The 16496-nt window shown below is 65.3% G+C and carries 15 protein-coding genes; 11 read left to right on the top strand and 4 right to left on the bottom strand.

Translation table 11 applies throughout. From position 1 onward, the window contains the following. Nucleotides 1–11 precede the first annotated feature (11 nt). Genes NKL04_RS18575 through NKL04_RS18565 form a run of 3 tightly spaced genes read left to right on the top strand, consistent with a single transcriptional unit; the run spans nt 12 to nt 3441 of the window. Complete coding sequence (locus NKL04_RS18575) at nt 12–1511, top strand: sugar ABC transporter ATP-binding protein (RefSeq protein WP_196815217.1); 1500 nt, start codon at nt 12–14, stop codon at nt 1509–1511. Further along, nucleotides 1508–2473 carry an ABC transporter permease gene (locus NKL04_RS18570; protein WP_023686801.1) on the top strand — a complete coding sequence of 322 codons (966 nt, stop codon included), beginning with the start codon at nt 1508–1510 and terminating at the stop codon, nt 2471–2473. Before NKL04_RS18575 ends, NKL04_RS18570 begins: the two co-directional genes overlap by 4 nt. Then, nucleotides 2470–3441 carry an ABC transporter permease gene (locus tag NKL04_RS18565; protein ID WP_156951482.1) on the top strand — a complete coding sequence of 324 codons (972 nt, stop codon included), beginning with the start codon at nt 2470–2472 and terminating at the stop codon, nt 3439–3441. The genes NKL04_RS18570 and NKL04_RS18565 overlap by 4 nt, the downstream gene beginning before the upstream one ends. On the opposite strand, the gene NKL04_RS18560 is transcribed toward NKL04_RS18565, so the two are convergent. Beyond that, nucleotides 3415–4356 carry an amidohydrolase family protein gene (locus NKL04_RS18560; RefSeq protein WP_023701281.1) on the bottom strand — a complete coding sequence of 314 codons (942 nt, stop codon included), beginning with the start codon at nt 4354–4356 and terminating at the stop codon, nt 3415–3417. The two genes, NKL04_RS18565 and NKL04_RS18560, sit on opposite strands and share 27 nt — an antisense overlap. Before the next feature lie 71 nt (nt 4357–4427). Here NKL04_RS18560 and NKL04_RS18555 point away from each other — a divergent pair, with 71 nt between their 5' ends. Genes NKL04_RS18555 through NKL04_RS18540 form a run of 4 tightly spaced genes read left to right on the top strand, consistent with a single transcriptional unit; the run spans nt 4428 to nt 8351 of the window. Further along, complete coding sequence (locus NKL04_RS18555) at nt 4428–5753, top strand: alanine racemase (RefSeq protein ID WP_031209428.1); 1326 nt, start codon at nt 4428–4430, stop codon at nt 5751–5753. Nucleotides 5754–5790: 37 nt separating this feature from the next. Continuing rightward, entirely contained in the window at nt 5791–6135 is a 345-nt protein-coding gene (locus tag NKL04_RS18550; RefSeq protein WP_023686804.1) for a RidA family protein, read from the top strand. A 2-nt stretch (nt 6136–6137) separates the two neighbouring features. Beyond that, entirely contained in the window at nt 6138–7148 is a 1011-nt protein-coding gene (locus NKL04_RS18545; RefSeq protein WP_023686805.1) for a succinylglutamate desuccinylase/aspartoacylase family protein, read from the top strand. Nucleotides 7149–7169: 21 nt separating this feature from the next. Beyond that, nucleotides 7170–8351 carry a hypothetical protein gene (locus NKL04_RS18540; RefSeq protein WP_023807587.1) on the top strand — a complete coding sequence of 394 codons (1182 nt, stop codon included), beginning with the start codon at nt 7170–7172 and terminating at the stop codon, nt 8349–8351. A gap of 75 nt (nt 8352–8426) precedes the next feature. Here the strand turns inward: NKL04_RS18540 and NKL04_RS18535 are convergent, their stop codons facing one another. From NKL04_RS18535 to NKL04_RS18525, 3 genes are read right to left on the bottom strand one after another with little or no spacing between them, the layout of a single operon-like run. Next, nucleotides 8427–9278: a TIGR01459 family HAD-type hydrolase gene (locus NKL04_RS18535; protein ID WP_023701283.1), complete on the bottom strand. Its 852-nt coding sequence runs from the start codon at nt 9276–9278 to the stop codon at nt 8427–8429. Beyond that, nucleotides 9275–10564, bottom strand: a complete 1290-nt coding sequence (locus NKL04_RS18530; protein WP_031199271.1) for an FGGY-family carbohydrate kinase — start codon at nt 10562–10564, stop codon at nt 9275–9277. Before NKL04_RS18530 ends, NKL04_RS18535 begins: the two co-directional genes overlap by 4 nt. Beyond that, the gene (locus NKL04_RS18525) at nt 10548–11591 is read right to left on the bottom strand and encodes a class II aldolase/adducin family protein (protein ID WP_023670571.1); all 1044 of its coding nucleotides are present in this window, start codon (nt 11589–11591) and stop codon (nt 10548–10550) included. Before NKL04_RS18525 ends, NKL04_RS18530 begins: the two co-directional genes overlap by 17 nt. Before the next feature lie 192 nt (nt 11592–11783). Here NKL04_RS18525 and NKL04_RS18520 point away from each other — a divergent pair, with 192 nt between their 5' ends. The 4 genes from NKL04_RS18520 to NKL04_RS18505 are packed head-to-tail and all read left to right on the top strand — an operon-like array spanning nt 11784 to nt 16472. Next, nucleotides 11784–12566 carry a DeoR/GlpR family DNA-binding transcription regulator gene (locus NKL04_RS18520; RefSeq protein WP_023701285.1) on the top strand — a complete coding sequence of 261 codons (783 nt, stop codon included), beginning with the start codon at nt 11784–11786 and terminating at the stop codon, nt 12564–12566. Continuing rightward, entirely contained in the window at nt 12563–13942 is a 1380-nt protein-coding gene (locus tag NKL04_RS18515; RefSeq protein ID WP_023701286.1) for an FGGY-family carbohydrate kinase, read from the top strand. The genes NKL04_RS18520 and NKL04_RS18515 overlap by 4 nt, the downstream gene beginning before the upstream one ends. 44 nt (nt 13943–13986) lie before the next feature. Then, nucleotides 13987–15483, top strand: a complete 1497-nt coding sequence (locus NKL04_RS18510) for a sugar ABC transporter ATP-binding protein (protein WP_050587408.1) — start codon at nt 13987–13989, stop codon at nt 15481–15483. Continuing rightward, complete coding sequence (locus NKL04_RS18505; RefSeq protein ID WP_023701287.1) at nt 15480–16472, top strand: ABC transporter permease subunit; 993 nt, start codon at nt 15480–15482, stop codon at nt 16470–16472. Before NKL04_RS18510 ends, NKL04_RS18505 begins: the two co-directional genes overlap by 4 nt. Nucleotides 16473–16496: the final 24 nt, after the last annotated feature.

The following is a 16496-nucleotide window of genomic DNA, read 5'->3' as shown; positions in this document are numbered from 1 at the left end:
CGTTGACAACCATGGCTCCGCTGCTCGCGGCGCGCGGGGTGTCGAAGTCTTTCTTCGGCAACCCCGTCCTGCGCGACGTTTCAATCGCTCTCCAGCCGGGCCGCGTGCATGCGCTGCTCGGCGAGAACGGCGCCGGAAAGTCGACCTTGATCAACCTTTTGTCCGGCGCCTTGAGACCGGATGGCGGGACGATCGAGGTCGATGGACGCGCGGTCTCACGCATGACGCCAGCTGTTGCGCGGCAGGCCGGCATCGCCGTCGTCCAGCAGGAACTCAGCCTGACGGCCAGTCTTTCCATCGCCGAAAATGTTGGTCTCGGCGCCTATCCCAAACGGTTCGGCCTGATCGACTACCGCGAACTCGCTGCGCGGGCGAGGGCCGCATGCGAACTTGTCGGGCTGCACGAGCCGCTGTCGACGCCGGTCGGGAATCTGTCGCTCGGCCGCCGCCAAATGGTGGAGATCGCCAAGGCGCTCTACCGCCGGCCGCGCGTGCTCATTCTCGACGAACCGACATCGTCGCTATCGGCAACCGAAACCAAAATCCTCACCGATCTGCTGCAGCGGTTGCGCGGCGAAGGCATCGCCATTCTCTACATCTCGCACCGACTGAACGAAGTCATGGCGCTGTGCCAGCACGTCACCGTGCTGAAGGACGGCACCTGCACGGCCGACCGCACCCTGGAAGGCACCGACGCCGCCGGGTTGGTTCGGCTGATGGTCGGCCGCGATCCCGGTGATCTTTTTCCGCAATGGCAGCCTTCCAGTTTGCTTGCCGACGCTATCTCCGTCCGAAATCTTTCGGCCGGCCTGATGCGCGACGTCGATCTGGATATCAAAACGGGCGAAGTGCTTGGCATTGGCGGCCTGGTCGGGCAAGGGCAGGAAGATCTGCTGCTCGGTCTCTACGGCGCCATTCCGGCACGGACGGCGTCGGCGACCGTCAACGGCGCCTCCGGCCTGCCCGGCGGCGTGCCGAAAGCCAACGCGCTGGGGCTGGCCTATGTGCCCGCGGATCGCAAGCGCGAGGGCCTGCACCTGATCCATCCCATCATCACCAACATGATGCTGCCCGCCTTTGCCAGGCTGCCGGCGCTGAAGCTGCGCAGCCGCCGCGCAGAGCGCGAGACGGCCAAAAGCCTTGCCGCCCAACTCGGCATCAAGGGTCACCTCGGCCGGGCGGCGCAGGCTCTATCGGGCGGCAACCAGCAGAAGGTGGCGCTGGCGAAATGGATGCCGCACGACCCGTTGGTGCTTCTGCTCAACGATCCGACGCGCGGCGTCGACGTCGAAACCAAGCGTGAGATCTACATGATGCTTCGCAATTTCGCCGCCGCCGGCAAGGCGGTCGTGCTGCTCAGTTCCGACACGCCCGAACTCGTGCACCTTTGCGACCGTGTAGCCATCGTCCGCGAAGGCCGCATCGTCGCCATGCTGGCGCGTGGAGCGCTGAGCGAGGAAGCCATCGTCTCCGCGGCGATGGGCGCCGAACAGCGGAAGGTTGCGGCATGAACACATCTTCCTCCGCCCGGCAGACCGGCGCGCTCTACTGGCCGGTGCAACTGCGTCGCAATGTCGGCGTGCGCAGCCTGTTTGCCGTCGTCCTGGTGTTTCTCATCGCCTATGGCGTCCTCTTTCCGGGTCTGTTCACGGCGTCCGGCTTCGCCAAATTCACGCAGAGCTGGTTTCCATTGGCTCTGGTCGCGATGGCGCAGGCGATCCTGATGCTCACCGGCGGCATCAGCCTGGCCATCGGCGCGACGGTCAGCTTGGGCGCGGTCATCGCCGCGACGACGATGGCCGGGCCGCTGGGCGTCGCCGGGGGCACTGCCGCGGTGGCGCTGACGGGCCTCGGCATCGGGGCGGCGACCGGCTTCATCGTGGTACGGCTTCGGCTGCCGGCCATCGTGGTGACGCTTGCCGGGTCGTTCATCATCGGCGGCGCCGCACTGCTGATCCTGCCGCGGCCCGGCGGCGCAATCCCGGCGTGGCTGTCCGACCTGCTTGCCGGCAACACACCGGCGGCATTCGTGCTGCTGGTGCTCATCGTTCTCCTGTGGAAGCTCTATCTCGCCACGCCGCTTGGCTTGAGCCTCTATGCCGCCGGCGAGAATCCGGTCGGCGCCTATCGCTCCGGCGTGCCGGTCGACGGCGCGCGCATTGCGGCCTATGCGATCAGCGGTCTGCTCTCCACCGGCGCCGGCTTGTTCGTCGCCGCACAGACCGGTTCGGGCGACCCGGTCATCGGCGCCGCCTTTACCCTGAACTCGATTGCCGCTGCGGTGCTCGGCGGCATCGGCTTCCTCGGCGGCCAGGGCACGATGCGCGGCGCGCTTGCCGGCAGCCTGCTGCTCAGCCTGATGATCAGCGTCATGTTCTTCCTCGGCTTCACGCCGGTCGCACAATATGTGGCCCAGGGCCTGATCATCATCGGCGCGGTCGCCATCCCGCAATTCCGCAAGGCACAGCAATGACAGCATGGAATGACAGCGCGGGCGGCAAACGCGCCCTGACGGTCCTGCGCAGCCGGCCGTCTCTCACCGTTGCCATCGTTGCCGCGGTCTGGATCGTGGCGAGCTTCGTTTCGCGCGGCTTCGGCGCTTATGGCCATCTGCGCTATCTGGTGGAGCTCGGCGCCGTCATCGGCCTGGTTGCCGCGGGCCAGACTTTTGTGGTGATCGCCGGCGGCATCGACCTTTCCGTCGCGGCCATCGTCACGGTCAGCGCCGTCAGCCTGCCGCTGCTGTCGTGGCAGGTGGATCCGACCGGCATCACCGCCATTCTTGCCGTTCTGGTGCTGACCACGGCAATCGGCCTGGTCAACGGGCTCGGCGTCGCTTTGCTGCGCGTCCACCCGATGATCATGACATTGGCCATGGCGACATTCTTGCAGGGTCTGTTGATCATCATCGCCGGCGGCAGCGCCGTGACCGCCGAGAACCCGCTGGTCCACTGGCTCGGCAATGGCCGGCCGGCCGGCATTCCCGCTGGCGTATTGTTGTGGGTGGTCGTCTCGGCGATCGTGCTGACCACGATGCATGCGACATCGCTCGGCGCCCGGATTTTTGCCATGGGCGCCAACCCGCTTGCCGCGGCGCTGTCCGGTGTTCCGGTCACGTCCACGACGCTTGCGGTCTACGGCATCAGCGGCTTCTGCTCGGGACTTGCCGGCGTGCTCGTGTTGGGCATGAACGGACAGGGCTATGTCGGCATCGGCGATCCCTATCTGCTCGCCTCGATTGCCGCCGTGGTCCTCGGTGGCACCTCGATCCTCGGCGGGCTTGGCACCTATGCCGGCACCATCCCCGGCGCCATCCTGCTGGTCACCATCACCGCGCTGATCACCGTCGTCAACGCATCGCCCGGCTGGCGCAGCATCCTGTTCGGCTCGCTGATCCTCGGCCTGCTGCTGCTCTCAGGCCGGGAGCAGGCGCGCCGATGACACATCGTCGAGCCGATAGATGCGCCTTGCGTTGCCGAAGAACAGCGCCGTCTGCTCGTCGGCGGAAAAGTCCGCTGTGATGGTTTTGAAGCCGTCATATATGTCATCGAACGAGGCATGCAGGCCGGCGACCGGAAAGTCGCTGCCGAACATGGCGCGACCGGTGCCGAAACAATCGATGCAATGCAGGACGACGGGCTTCAGGCTGTCGAGCGTCCAGTCATGATCGTAGGCGACCAGATCCGATATTTTGATGGCGACGTTGTCGCATTGCGACAGAAGCCGCAGCCCGTCGCGCCATCTCTGCATGCCGTCGGCGTCGCGGTCGATCGGACTGCCGCAATGGTTGAGCACGAATTGCTGATCGGGGAAGGCAGCCGCAAGGCGAGCCGCGCCGGCGAGCTGGCGCGGAAACACCATCAGGTCGAAGGCCAGCCGATGCTGGCCAAGCAAGGCAAGCCCGGCGCGCCAGGCCGGATCGTCCATGATGCCGTCACGGGCCGCAAAACGGCGGGCAGGGTCGGGATCCCAGCTCAATATGTCGCGCACGCCGGCGACACGCTCGAACGCGGCTTGCGCTTCGATCAGCGCAGGCGCCTGGCGATCGGCGAGCGGCACGTGAACGACATAGCGGGCGGCGACGCCGCGCGATTTGTCGAGTGCTTCAAGCCAGCGCGTTTCTCCGATGCAGTCGCCACTCGCCCAGCCGGCTTCGACATGGAGGGTGGCGACGACATTATGCCCTATGGCATCGCGCGCATAATCCCCGGGCAGATAGTTCCGCCGCAAGGGGCCAAGCTCGCCGAGGCCGCCGCGCTCGCCGGCCGTGGCGCCGAGCCAGGGATGCCGTCCCAGGCTGAGATCCCAAAGATGATGATGGGCGTCGATGATCGGTCCGGCGTAAGGTTCTGGCACGTATCTCTCTCAGGCTGTGACCGGCGATCGATTCTGGCTTCGTTCTGCGACGGTGAAAGGGTTAGCATCGGATGACTGAAAACTCACCGGTTCCAGCCCTTTCGGTGCACGAAAATTTTCAGCTCGACGACCGCATCCGCGGCGTGCCTCCCGGCACAACCGGGCTTGACAGCAGCCTTGTCGCGGCCGAGCACTGGCATCCCGCCGATGGACGCATGGCGCTTCCGGTGCTGACCCTCGACGAGGCGGCCTTCTCCGTCAATCGCGACCTGTTCCTGCGCTATGCGCGCGAACACAATGTTGAGATCGCTCCGCATGCCAAGACGCCGATGGCGCCCGACCTTGCCCGGTCGCTGGTCGAGGCCGGCGCATGGGGCACGACGGTCGCCGACATCAGGCAAGCGACAGTGATGCTGAAGGCCGGCTTGACACGGCTGATCATCGCCAATGAGGTTGGCGGAGCCGGCGGCGCCAACCGGCTGGCGGTGCTTGCTGGTGCCTGGCCGGATGCCGAGCTCTATGTCTTTGCCGACTCGGTCGACGCCGTGAATGCGCTTGCCGAGGCCTGGCGCGCCAATGCGGCGCTGCCGCCGCTGCGCGTGCTGGTCGAACTTGGTGCGGGCAGGGCGGGCGCCCGCACCACCGCGCAAGCCGAGGCTATCGCCGATGCGATCACGGCTGCCGGCGGGCGGCTGCTGATCGCCGGCGTTACGACCTATGAAGGGGCGGCGGCGCAACCCGAGCCCGGTCGCACCGATGAGGTGATATCCCGCCTGCTGGCAATGACCGCCGACATGTTCCTGCGGCTGCGTGCCCGCGTCGGCGGCGACGCACCGCTGATCGTCACAGCCGGCGGCTCCGCCTTCTTCGACCAGGTGGTCGCGGCGCTTGCACCCCTCGTTTCCAGCGACGGCAACGCAACGCTGGTGCTGCGCAGCGGCGCCATCTTCTTCCACGACCACGGCACCTATGACCGTTCGCTCGGCGCCCTCGATGCCCGCAAAGGTTTTGCCATAGGCGGCATCAGCGCTTCGGCGCGGCATTCCTTTCGCCCTGCGCTACGCCTTTGGGCCGAAGTGCTGTCGCGTCCGGAGCCGGGCCTTGTCATCTGCGGCATGGGCATGCGCGACGTGTCGTTCGACCAGGGCTTTCCAACGCCGCTCACCGTCTTTCGTGCCTGCAAGCCGCTGCCGATGCCGGCGGCGCGCGCCGAGGTGGTCAAGCTCAACGACCAGCATTCCTTCCTGTCGATTGCACCGAGCGACGACGTGGCCGTCGGCGACGTCGTCGAATTCGGCATCTCGCATCCCTGCACCTGCCTCGACCGTTATCGCGTGATCTTCGGCGTCGACGCGACCGGCCACGTCCGCCACGCTTTCCCCACCTGGTTCGGCTGACCAGATCCCCAAAAAGAGAACCTCGAAAGGATCCGATATGATCAAGTATTTTCAGTCCGGCTCGCGCATGTCGCAGGCAGTCGTCTATGGCGGCCTCGTTCACATAGCCGGCCAAGTGGCCAACGATCGCAAGGCCGGCATCGAAGGCCAGACCAGCGACGTGCTTGCCAAAGTCGAGGCGCTGCTGGTCGAGGTCGGCAGCAGCAAGTCGAAGTTGGTGGCGGTCAACATCTTCCTGCCGCAGATCGGTGATTTCGAGGCCATGAACAGCATCTACGATGCCTGGATCGATCCTGCCCGCCTGCCGGCGCGGGCCTGCGTCGAGGCGCGGCTTGCCGACCCTGATCTCCGCATCGAAATCACCGCGGTCGCGGCGGTCTGACCATGCACACCGGCCTCGCCCACACGCTCGATTTCGACCGCGACGGCAAGACGCTCAGCCATCTAAGCATTCCGTTCTCGATCGATCGCTCGCCCTACTTTCAGGTCAAGGTGCCGATCTGCCTCATCCGCAATGGCGACGGCCCGTCACTGCTTTTGATGGCCGGCAATCACGGCGACGAATATGAGGGCGAGCTGTCGCTGGCAAAACTGGCGCGCCGGCTCGATCCGAAGCGGATCAAGGGCCGCATCACCATCATGCCGATGGCCAACGCCCCTGCGGTGATGGCCGCCAAGCGCTGCTCGCCGCTCGACGGCGGCAATCTCAACCGGGCGTTTCCCGGCGATCCCTCGGGAACGCCGACAAGCCGGCTCGCCAATTTCCTTGAGACGGAGCTGTTTCCTCGTCACGACGTCGTCTTCGATATCCATTCGGGCGGCACGTCGATGGAGCATCTGCCGACCGCGCTGGTCGAACGCAACGCCGATCCCGAGCGCCACCGGCGCGGCGTCGAGCTGATGCGCACGCTCGGCATGCCCTACGGCTTTATCGCTGACAACGGCCAGGCCTCGCCAACCTCGATGGGCGCAGCGCGCCGCGCCGGCGCCGTCGGCGTCAGCGGTGAGTTCGGCGGCGGTGGCACCGCAACGGTCGATTCGATGGCGATCACGGCCCGCGCGCTCGACCGTCTGATGATAGCAATGGGTGTGGTCGACGCGCCGGTTCTTGGCGCGGGCGAAAAGCCTTCGGCGCCGACAAGGCTGCTGTCCCTGTCCAGGCACAGCCAGGGCCTCTATGCCACCCGCCGCGGCTGGTTCGAGCCCGCCGCCAGGCTCGGCGACAGTGTCACTTCAGGACAATTGGCCGGCTGGTACCACGATCTCGAGCGGCTCGATGTTGCCGAGGAGGCCCTGCATTTCGCCGAAAGCGGCTTGGTGCTGTCGCGCCGGCTGCACACGATGTGTGAGGCGGGCGACTGCCTAATGCAGGTCGCAGAGCCGGTCGACGGCTGAGCCAAAGGCAGAGGATATTCCATGCAGCAACTGTCCATGTGGACCTATCCCTGGGACATCCAGGATCTCGGCCTGGAGACGGTCGAACGTGATCTTGTCGAGCGCGCCGGGCTCAACATGATCAGCCTGGCGACATCCTATCATGCCGGGCGCTTCCTGCAGCCGCGCAGCCCGCGCCGCAAGGCCTATTTCCCTGAGGACGGCACCATCTATTTCAAGCCGACCGCTGCGCGCTGGGGAAGTCTAGCCATCCAGCCCAAGGTGGCTGACGTGATCACTGAGGGCGGCGACGTGCTCGGTCAGCTCATCCGCCGTCGCGACGCGGGCGGACTAGGCGTTTCGTGCTGGACGGTCTGCCTGCACAACACCCGCCTGGGCATGCTGCATCCGCAGGCCGTCACCCGCAACGCCTTCGGCGATGCCAACTACTACAATCTCTGCCCCTCCCATCCCGATGCGCGCGCCTATGTCCGCGCGCTGATCGCCGACATCTCGCACAGCTACCGGCCGGACCGGATAGAACTTGAAAGCCCGTCCTTCATGGGCTTTGCCCATGAATACCATCACGAGAAGGACGGTGTCGGGCTGACGCCGGAAGACGATTTTCTTTTGTCTCTGTGCTTCTGTCCGTCCTGCGTCGCCCGTGCGGCAAAAGCCGGCATCGATGCCGAGGCGGCGCGCAAGCTCACCAGGCAATGGATCGTCGAGACCTGCGAGCGTGCGATGCCTGAGCGGCGCTTTCCCGATTTTCCCGCCTGCGGCATCGACGCCTTTGCCCCCTGGCCGGAGCTCCATGCCTATCTCTTGTGGCGATTCGAGCCAGTGACCAGCCTGGTCGCCGAACTGCGCGAGGTAGCCGATCCCACGACGCGGGTCGTCATTATCGATCTGAAAGACGGCTGGCTTGGCGGTTGCGATCTGGCAGCGCTGGGCAAGGTCTGCGACGGGGCGATCCTGTGCGCCTACGACATGCAGGCCGGCGATGTCGCCAGCCTGATGGCGGCCGGCCGTGCGGCACTGGGCGCGGACAAATTCCTCGGCGCCGGCTACCGGCTGTTCTATCCGGAAATGGCCCGCCCCGACATTCTTGCGGCCAAGGTGAAGCCAGCGCTGGCGCCCGGTGTCGACGGCATCAATTTCTACAATTACGGCCTCATTCCAGCCGCGCGGCTCGACTGGATCCGCGCTGTTCGGCAGCCTTGAGCCAGCCGGCCAATGCTCGCCGGCCACGAGGCGTTGAGGCCGGATTCGGGCGCGAGCGCTGCCGGGTTAATCAAATCAGCGAAACCTGAAGCCATCCATGGTGTAATCCGGGTATGCGTCCATCGTGTCGAACAGGTCGAACAGGTCAGGTGTGTCCGCCAATATTCCTGACAGAACCAGCACCGTGGCCACGCCGGCAGCAAGTCCGCCGGCGATGTCGTGTTCGACACTGTCGCCGACGCAGACCACAGTGCCGCGGTCTGGATTGCCTGCCAGCGCTAGTGCGGCGCCGAATATAGTGGGGTAAGGCTTGCCGATACGCGTGACGCTACCACCGAGGTCCTCGTAGAGATCCGCCAGCCGGCCGGCACCGAAGCGCGGCCCCACTGCCGTCAGCATGATCTTGTCAGGGTTGGTGCAGAAGCATGGCACCTGCCGCACCGCAGCCGGCGCAAGAAGTCGGCGATAGTGCTCAAGATCATAGCGGTCGCCCTCGCTGGCCGAAATCAGCACCAGCCCGGCATCGTCACCGTCCTTAGTCAATGCGAACGGCAGACCTTCGATCGCCGAGCGGTCATCGTCGCGGCTTATCAACAGGCATTTCGTGTTTGGCAGTAGCTTTCCGGATACCGCCATGTCGTGGAAGAACTCCCACGCGACCTCGCCGGAAGAAACAAAATGGTCCCAGCTTCCCGGTTCGAAGCCGAGCTTTAGCAGCCGGCTCTCGTTAGGCCCCGCCCGCTTGCCGGAGTTCGAGATCAGCACAATGGTCTTGCCGGCGCGCTTCAGCGCCGACAGTGCTTCCACTGCCCCTGGATAGGGGCTGGCGCCGTCATGCAGCACGCCGAACTGATCGAGCAGGAAAAAATCATAGCGCTCGGCCAGCTGGTTGACGCCGTTGAGGTGTTCGACTGTTTTCGCGCTCATAGAAGCCCCGCCGCGCTTGCGCCCATCAGCGCCAGCCGCGCCGTGCCGGCGGCGGCTTCGTCCGAAAGCGCCGGCAGGAAATCAACACCAAGTCTGCGCTGCCGGATCGCCGTCCAGGCGGCATTCGCCGCACCGCCGCCGACGCTTCTGACCGACGTCAGCTGCGGAGCGCCGAGCTCGGCGAGCCTGTCATAGCCGAGCGCCTCGATCGCGGCGATACCCTCCAACATGGCTTTCAGATAGTCGGCGTCCTCCACCGGTCGCGGCACAAGACGCGGCGGCAGTGCCGGATCGGCGATCGGAAAGCGTTCGCCTGCAGTGGCAAGAGGATAGTAGTCGAGGCCGGTCTCGGTCATCGGGTCGATCGCCATGCTCAGCTCGACGATGCGCGCCAGAGGGAAATGCTGTGTCAGCACCTTGCCGCCGGAGTTCGATGCGCCGCCCGCCAGCCAGACATCTCCAAGCCGATGGCTGTAGATGCCGAAGCGTGGCGCCGAGATAGGCCGGTCGGACAGGATCTTGACGGTCAACGACGACCCCAGCGCGGTGACGCCGTCGCCCATTGCCGCGGCACCTGTCGCCAGGAACGAGGCGCAGCCATCGGTCGTTCCGGCGACGACGGCGATTTCGCGCGGTAAGCCGAACATATCCGCGGCATCCGCGGTGAGTTTGCCGACGACATCGCCCGGCCTGGCGATACCGGGCAGCAACTCCATGCGCATTTCGGTGGCCGCAATCCAGTCCGGCCAGCAGCGGGCCGTGATGTCGTAACCGGTTTTCAAGGCATTGTTCTCGTCGCTGACATCGAAGCGACCGGAGAATTGTCCCGCGATCCAGTCCGCCTGATGCAGCACCGCGGCAACACCGGGCGTGCGCTGGAACCAGAGCGCCTTGGCGAGACCGGACGTCGCCCCAAGTGCGGCACTGGTCGCTGGGGCTTCGCGAGCGATCGCGACCAGAATGGCGTTGTCGGCGACCGTATCGTTGTACATCAGCGGCTCGGCCAGCGGCCGCCCGGCGCCGTCGACCGGCAGCAACGTACCTGAAGTGCCGTCAACAGCGATCGACCGGACCGCTGTTCGGTCGATGCCCGAAAGCAGTTCCGCCAGCGCTGCGCCGACCGCTGACCACCACACTGCAGGGTCGCGGGCATTCCGGCCAAACAACTCGAGCGAAACGGCGGAACGCGCGGCAATGGAAAAATCCGGACGCATGGCGACCGCGCGCGCGCCGGACGTGCCGATGTCGATGCCTATGGCAAGCGGCGTGTCAGCGGCTGGCGGCATTGAGTTTCTGGCGATACTTCTCGGCGTCCCAGTTGACCAGTTCATCGTTCTCGGCGGCGGTGAGGTAGTTCAGCCGCGCTGCAATGTCGATGCGTGCCGTCACGTCGGCAAGGCAGCGTTGCATGGCGTCGGCGCCCGCACTGGCATCGCCGCGCATCAGCACGCCCAGCCCGGGAAACAGGATCGCCACGGGGTTTGTACCGCACCGCTCGATGACGCGCGGCACATCCTCACCGGGCTTTGCCACCACCGACCCCCGACCCAGAAAGATGACGTGATCGGGGTAGAGGCTGCCCCCGGACGCCATGCGGCGGCTTTCGGGATCGATGGCGACCGCGTGCGCCTCGATTTCCGCCGGCAGCCTGTAACCGGTTTTCCCGGCCAGCGCCGCCAATCCCGCAACATCCGGTTCCGCCACTTGGCGCGCCGGCCGCGCCAGAAGCAGCGTGACGCGGCGCAGCAGCACTTCGGCCTCGGCGACGGTATCGGCCGCGACGACCAGCCCGTGATTGGCAAGGATCAGCACGTCGACCCCAGCCTGAAGCCGCTCGGCAATACCCTGGGCAAGCGGCAGGCCTGGCCGGAAATAAGGAACATACGCCCATTTGAGACCATCAAGGCGTCTGGCGGCTTCCACCTCGCAATTGGCCTGTACCGCCAGCGAAATGGTTTCGACGCAATGGACATGCAGGACGACGCGCTGCGGCATCAGCGCGTGAACGGTGGTTTCAATCGAAGGGCGCAGGCGCCGGGCGTTGAGCGTCTCGATGGCGAAGATCTGCGGCTGGTCGGCGGCGCTGTCGCGCTGTTCGACAGCCCTGAGCAGCGGCGCCATCGCCACCGGGACCATGATGTCTTCGGAGAGCGCATCCTTCAGCCATGTGCCGGAAGCCTTGATCCACAGCGTGTCGCCGGCTTTCAGCGAGGTGTTGCCGCCGGCGGCCTGGGTCAGATTTGGATTGCGCCCGATGCTGGCCGAAAGCGCCCGCAAAGCAGCCATTTCCTGCGCATCCGCATAGCTCGCCATGGCGCATTTCCTCTATCAGCTCCGTCAGCCTCGCAGCTTCGGATACCCGTCGTGGGATGTTGATGTGTATCGCAGATGCGAGCGACTTACGTCAATAGTGATCTAATGTCATCAAAGGTTCTTGCAATCGGAAAGATGTTGAGTAAGTTACGTCAAATGCCGTGGCAAAAACGGCTCCTGGGAGGAAAACGATTGAGCGACTCCGGCCGCCAGCGTCAGATCGTCGAGTTGCTGCGGGATCGCCCCTTCGCGTCGGTGCGCGAACTGCAGGAGCAGCTCGGCGTGTCGGCGGCGACGGTGCGGCGCGACATCGACAAGATCGACGAGGCCGGTGAAGCACGGAAGGTCTATGGCGGCATCTCGGCGCTCGACGGCGCTTCACAGGCGGGTGTTGCCTATGCCAGGCCCTATGACGAGAACCGCGACCTCGCGGTCGAGGCCAAGCGGCAGATCGCCGCTCTCGCGGCCACGATGGTGCGCGACGGCGATGCGGTCATCGTGCATGGCGGTTCGACCTGCTTCCACCTTGGGGTCAAGCTGGCTGAGCGCAGCATCCGTCTCTATACCAATTCGATGCCGCTCGCGGCCTATCTGAGCGACCACGGCCATTGCAGCCTGACCGTTGCCGGCGGCGATCTGCATCGTGAGCCGGGCATCATCCATTCACCGACCCAGGCGGAGCCGTTCTACGCATCGAAGTTCTTTCTCGGCGCGCAAGGCCTTGGCCAGGAGGGCGTGCTGGAATCGCACCCGCTGCTGGTCCGCTCCATCGCCGATCTCAGCCTGTGTGCCGACCAGATCGTGGTGCTGGCCGACAGCCGCAAACTGTCGATCCACGCCCGTAACATCGCGCTGCCCTTGTCGCGCATCGGCACGCTGGTGACCGATGACGGCCTGTCCGACGTCGACGCGCGCATGCTGGAAGACGCGGGCGTCATGGTGCGCATCGCTTCGGCTTCGGGAGCCATCCAGTGAAGATGGCCGTCCTCGATTTCGGCAAGACCAATTCGAAGCTGTTCGTCTTCGCTCAGGACGGGCGCATCGTCGACGAGCGCCGGACCCGGCCGAACTGGATGCGCAAAGATGGCTTCAGCGTGCTTGATGAGGCAGCACTTCACAGTTGGGCGGTTCGCGCCGTAAGCGAGGCCTCCGACGTCCATGGCGTACAGGGCGTGATGGTGTCGGGCCATGGCTGCACCTTTGCCCTGGTCGACGAGGCGGCGCTGACGCATCCGATACTCGATTACGAGCAAGAGCCGCCGGCTGATATTGCCGCGCAAATTGATCGCCTCGTTCCGGATTTCACCGAGACCTTCTCGCCGCGATTGCCGCTCGGCTTCAACTACGGTCGCCACATGCTGTGGCTACAGGCGGTGCAACCCGGTGCATTCACGGCCGCGAAATCGATCCTCGGCTATCCACAATACTGGAGCTGGCGGTTTGGCGGCCGGGCGGTCTCGGAAGTGTCCTATCTCGGCTGCCACTCGCATTTATGGGCGCCGCGCAAGCGCGACTTCAGTTCGCTGGTCGATATTGAGGGCTGGCGCGACCGGATGCCCGCTTTCGAGCGGGCGGGCTCGGTTGTCGGCGAGCAACGCCTCGGCGACACGAAGCGGCGGATCGCCATCCACAATGGTGTCCATGACAGCAATGCCGCGCTCCATGCCTATCGCCGGCAGGAGCTTGGCCCGGTCACCGTCGTCTCGACCGGCACCTGGGTCGTCGTGCTTAATCCGGATTGCCTGCTCGACGCGCTCGATGGCCAGCGCGACATGCTGGTCAATGTCGATATCGACGGCGGCCCTGTGCCGACCATCCGCTTCATGGGCGGGCGCGAATTCGCCACGATCAGCGACGGCTGGCAAGGCGCGATCGCGCCGGCGGCAGTGCAGCGGGTGATCAACGCCGGCAGCATGGCGCTGCCGAGCTTCGCGCCGGGCGGACCAATGCCCGGCCGCGCCGGCAAATTGGTCGGCCGCATGCCAAGCGCCGAGGAACGCGCAGCCGTGGCGCTGCTCTACGTCGCGCTGATGGTCGACCTCTGCCTCGACCAGATCCATTCGGACAACACCGTGATCGTCGATGGCGGACTGAACGCTGGCGGCCTGCTCGCCGGGCTAGTGGCGCAACTGCGTCCCAGCCAGGCCTTCCTGCAAGGGGCCACACTGGAGGGCAGCGCCACCGGGGCGGCGGCGCTGGCCTTCGAGACCGTCGGCCGCGAATTTGCCGCGGAAGTGCCGGAGCCCGTGCGTGCCGCAAGCTTCACCGGACTTGCCCGATATCGCGACACATGGCGTGGCCTCATCGGCGAGCAGGGCATCCCCCGCGCGGCAGCGGGAGGCGCACGGTGATTGTCGCTGCTCAGGCCGAAGTCACGCGCCAGCCAGTGCTGGAAATGCGGCACATCTCGAAGACGTTCGGGCCAGTCCGCGCCTTGCAGGACGTGTCGCTGACCGTCCATGCCGGCGAAGTCCATGCGCTGATGGGTGAAAACGGTGCCGGCAAGTCGACTTTGATGAAGGTGCTGTCCGGCGCCTATCGGCCTGATGCCGGCGGCGAGATACTGATCGACGGCGTGCCGGTCGCCACCGGCGACCCGATCAAGGCGCGGGCTCACGGCATTGCGGTTATCTATCAGGAACTGTCGCTGGCGCCCAACCTGACGGTCGCGCAGAACATCTTCCTCGGCAATGAGCCGAGGCGTTTCGGCATCGTCGACCGCGACCAATGCTACCGGCGCAGCAATGAGATCATCAAGCGTCTCGGCGTGTCCTTCTCCGCACGGGCTCAGGTTTCCAGCCTGTCGCTCGGCGAGCGTCAGCTGGTCGAAATCGCCCGCGCGCTTTCGACCAGCGCGCGCATCATCGTCATGGACGAGCCAACCACCTCGCTGACCTCGCGCGAGACCGACCGTCTCTTCGAGGTCATCGCGACGCTGAAGTCGCAAGGCATCGCCATCATCTACATCAGCCACCGCATGGAAGAGGTCTACCAGTTGGCCGACCGTGTCAGCGTGCTGCGCGACAGCGGCTATGTCGGCACACTCGAGCGCGCCGAGCTGAACGCCTCGCGCCTCGTCTCGATGATGGTTGGCCGCGACCTGTCGGCTTTTTACAGGAAGGATCATCGCCCGCCGGACAGCAAGCGCGCGGTCGCCTTGTCGGTGCGCGGCATGGCGGACGGCAATCTCCTGAAGAACTGCTCCTTCGAACTGTACAAGGGCGAGGTGCTGGCTCTGGCTGGCCTTGTCGGCTCGGGCCGCACCGAACTCGCGCGACTGATCTTCGGTGCCGACAGACGCATCGCCGGCACGCTGGAACTCGACGGCAAGCCAGTAACCATCGGCTCGCCAAGCGAGGCACTGAATGCCGGCATCGCCTATCTCACCGAAGACCGCAAGGAACTCGGCCTGTTTCTCGACATGTCGATATCCGACAACATCAGCATGGGCGTGCTGGCCAGGGATGCGCGGCCCGGCGGCTTGCGCGATTTCAAAGCCGCCGAGAGACGTGCTGCCACGGCCGTTTCGGATCTCTCCATCCGCACCAGGTCGGTACAGGCCAATGCCGGTTCGCTGTCGGGCGGCAACCAGCAGAAAGTGTTGCTTGCCCGCCTGCTCGAGACCGAGCCGCAAGTGGTCATCCTGGATGAACCGACGCGCGGCGTCGATGTCGGAGCGAAGTCGGAAATCTACCGGCTGATCGACAATCTCGCCAAAAAGGGCATCGCCATCCTGATGATCTCCAGCGAACTGCCGGAGGTGATCGGCGTTGCTGACCGCGTGCTGGTAATGCGCGACGGCACGATTGCCGGCGAGGTTACGGCGTCCAAAGACCAGCCGCTGCGCCAGGAAGCAATCATGGAACTTGCAACGGGAGCGGCCAAGGGATGACCGACAAGGCGACCGAGATCAGTGGCCAGGTTGTCGGCAGGAGCCGGCGGTTGCGCACCGCCTTCGCCGCCCTTGGCATGCTGCCGATCCTGATCCTGCTGGCGGTCGGCTTCCAGTTGATGAACGCGCGCTTCTTCACCCAGACCAATTTGCTGATCGTCATGCAGCAATCGTCGATCAACATCGTGCTGGCAGCGGGCATGACCTTCGTCATCCTGACCGGCGGGATCGACCTGTCCGTCGGCTCGATACTTGCCGCCTCGGCGATGGTGGCGGTGATGGTGTCGCTGGTGCCCGATTGGGGACTGCTGGGCGTGCCGGCGGCCATTCTCGTCGGCCTCGGCTTCGGCGTCATCAACGGGCTGCTGATCGCCTATATCAGACTGCCGCCCTTCATCGTCACGCTGGGGTCGCTGACCGCTGTGCGCGGCGTCGCCCGCCTGCTCGGCCAGGACACCACGGTGTTCAACTCGGACCTGCCGTTCGACTTCATCGGCAACGGTTCGCTGTTCGGCATTCCGTGGCTGGTCATCATCGCCTTGTCGATCGTGGTGCTGTCCTGGCTGGTGCTCAAGCGCACCGTGCTCGGCACCTGGATCTATGCCGTTGGCGGCAATGCCGAAGCGGCGCGGCTGACCGGCATCAAGGTGCCGCTGGTGCTGCTCTTTGTCTATGGCGTTTCCGGCCTGCTGGCCGGCCTTGGCGGCGCCATGTCAGCGGCCCGGCTCTATGCGGCCAACGGGCTGCAGCTTGGGCAGTCTTACGAACTCGACGCCATTGCCGCGGTCATTCTCGGCGGCACCAGCTTCGTCGGCGGCGTCGGCTCGATCTGGGGTACGCTGATCGGTGGCCTGATCATAGCGGTGCTCTCCAACGGGCTTATCTTGGCCGGTGTCTCGGACATCTGGCAGTACATCATCAAGGGATTGGTCATCATCGTGGCAGTCGCCCTCGACCGCTACAGGCTCCAGGCAGGAGCGAGAACGTGATTGACCTTGGTCGCCGGCGTAAAC

This window comes from Mesorhizobium sp. C264A (assembly GCF_040324515.1).
In the GTDB taxonomy this organism is placed as follows: Bacteria; Pseudomonadota; Alphaproteobacteria; order Rhizobiales; family Rhizobiaceae; genus Mesorhizobium.
This window is presented reverse-complemented; position numbering and strand designations above follow the sequence as displayed.

Bases quoted from the DNA above. Each gene is read 5' to 3' on its own strand.
- NKL04_RS18575 (WP_196815217.1), top strand. From the start codon at position 12: ATGGCTCCGCTGCTCGCGGCGCGCGGGGTGTCGAAGTCTTTCTTCGGC.
- NKL04_RS18570 (WP_023686801.1), top strand. From the start codon at position 1,508: ATGAACACATCTTCCTCCGCCCGGCAGACCGGCGCGCTCTACTGGCCG.
- NKL04_RS18565 (WP_156951482.1), top strand. From the start codon at position 2,470: ATGACAGCATGGAATGACAGCGCGGGCGGCAAACGCGCCCTGACGGTC.
- NKL04_RS18555 (WP_031209428.1), top strand. From the start codon at position 4,428: ATGACTGAAAACTCACCGGTTCCAGCCCTTTCGGTGCACGAAAATTTT.
- NKL04_RS18550 (WP_023686804.1), top strand. From the start codon at position 5,791: ATGATCAAGTATTTTCAGTCCGGCTCGCGCATGTCGCAGGCAGTCGTC.
- NKL04_RS18545 (WP_023686805.1), top strand. From the start codon at position 6,138: ATGCACACCGGCCTCGCCCACACGCTCGATTTCGACCGCGACGGCAAG.
- NKL04_RS18540 (WP_023807587.1), top strand. From the start codon at position 7,170: ATGCAGCAACTGTCCATGTGGACCTATCCCTGGGACATCCAGGATCTC.
- NKL04_RS18535 (WP_023701283.1), bottom strand. From the start codon at position 9,278: ATGAGCGCGAAAACAGTCGAACACCTCAACGGCGTCAACCAGCTGGCC.
- NKL04_RS18530 (WP_031199271.1), bottom strand. From the start codon at position 10,564: ATGCCGCCAGCCGCTGACACGCCGCTTGCCATAGGCATCGACATCGGC.
- NKL04_RS18525 (WP_023670571.1), bottom strand. From the start codon at position 11,591: ATGGCGAGCTATGCGGATGCGCAGGAAATGGCTGCTTTGCGGGCGCTT.
- NKL04_RS18510 (WP_050587408.1), top strand. From the start codon at position 13,987: ATGCGGCACATCTCGAAGACGTTCGGGCCAGTCCGCGCCTTGCAGGAC.
- NKL04_RS18505 (WP_023701287.1), top strand. From the start codon at position 15,480: ATGACCGACAAGGCGACCGAGATCAGTGGCCAGGTTGTCGGCAGGAGC.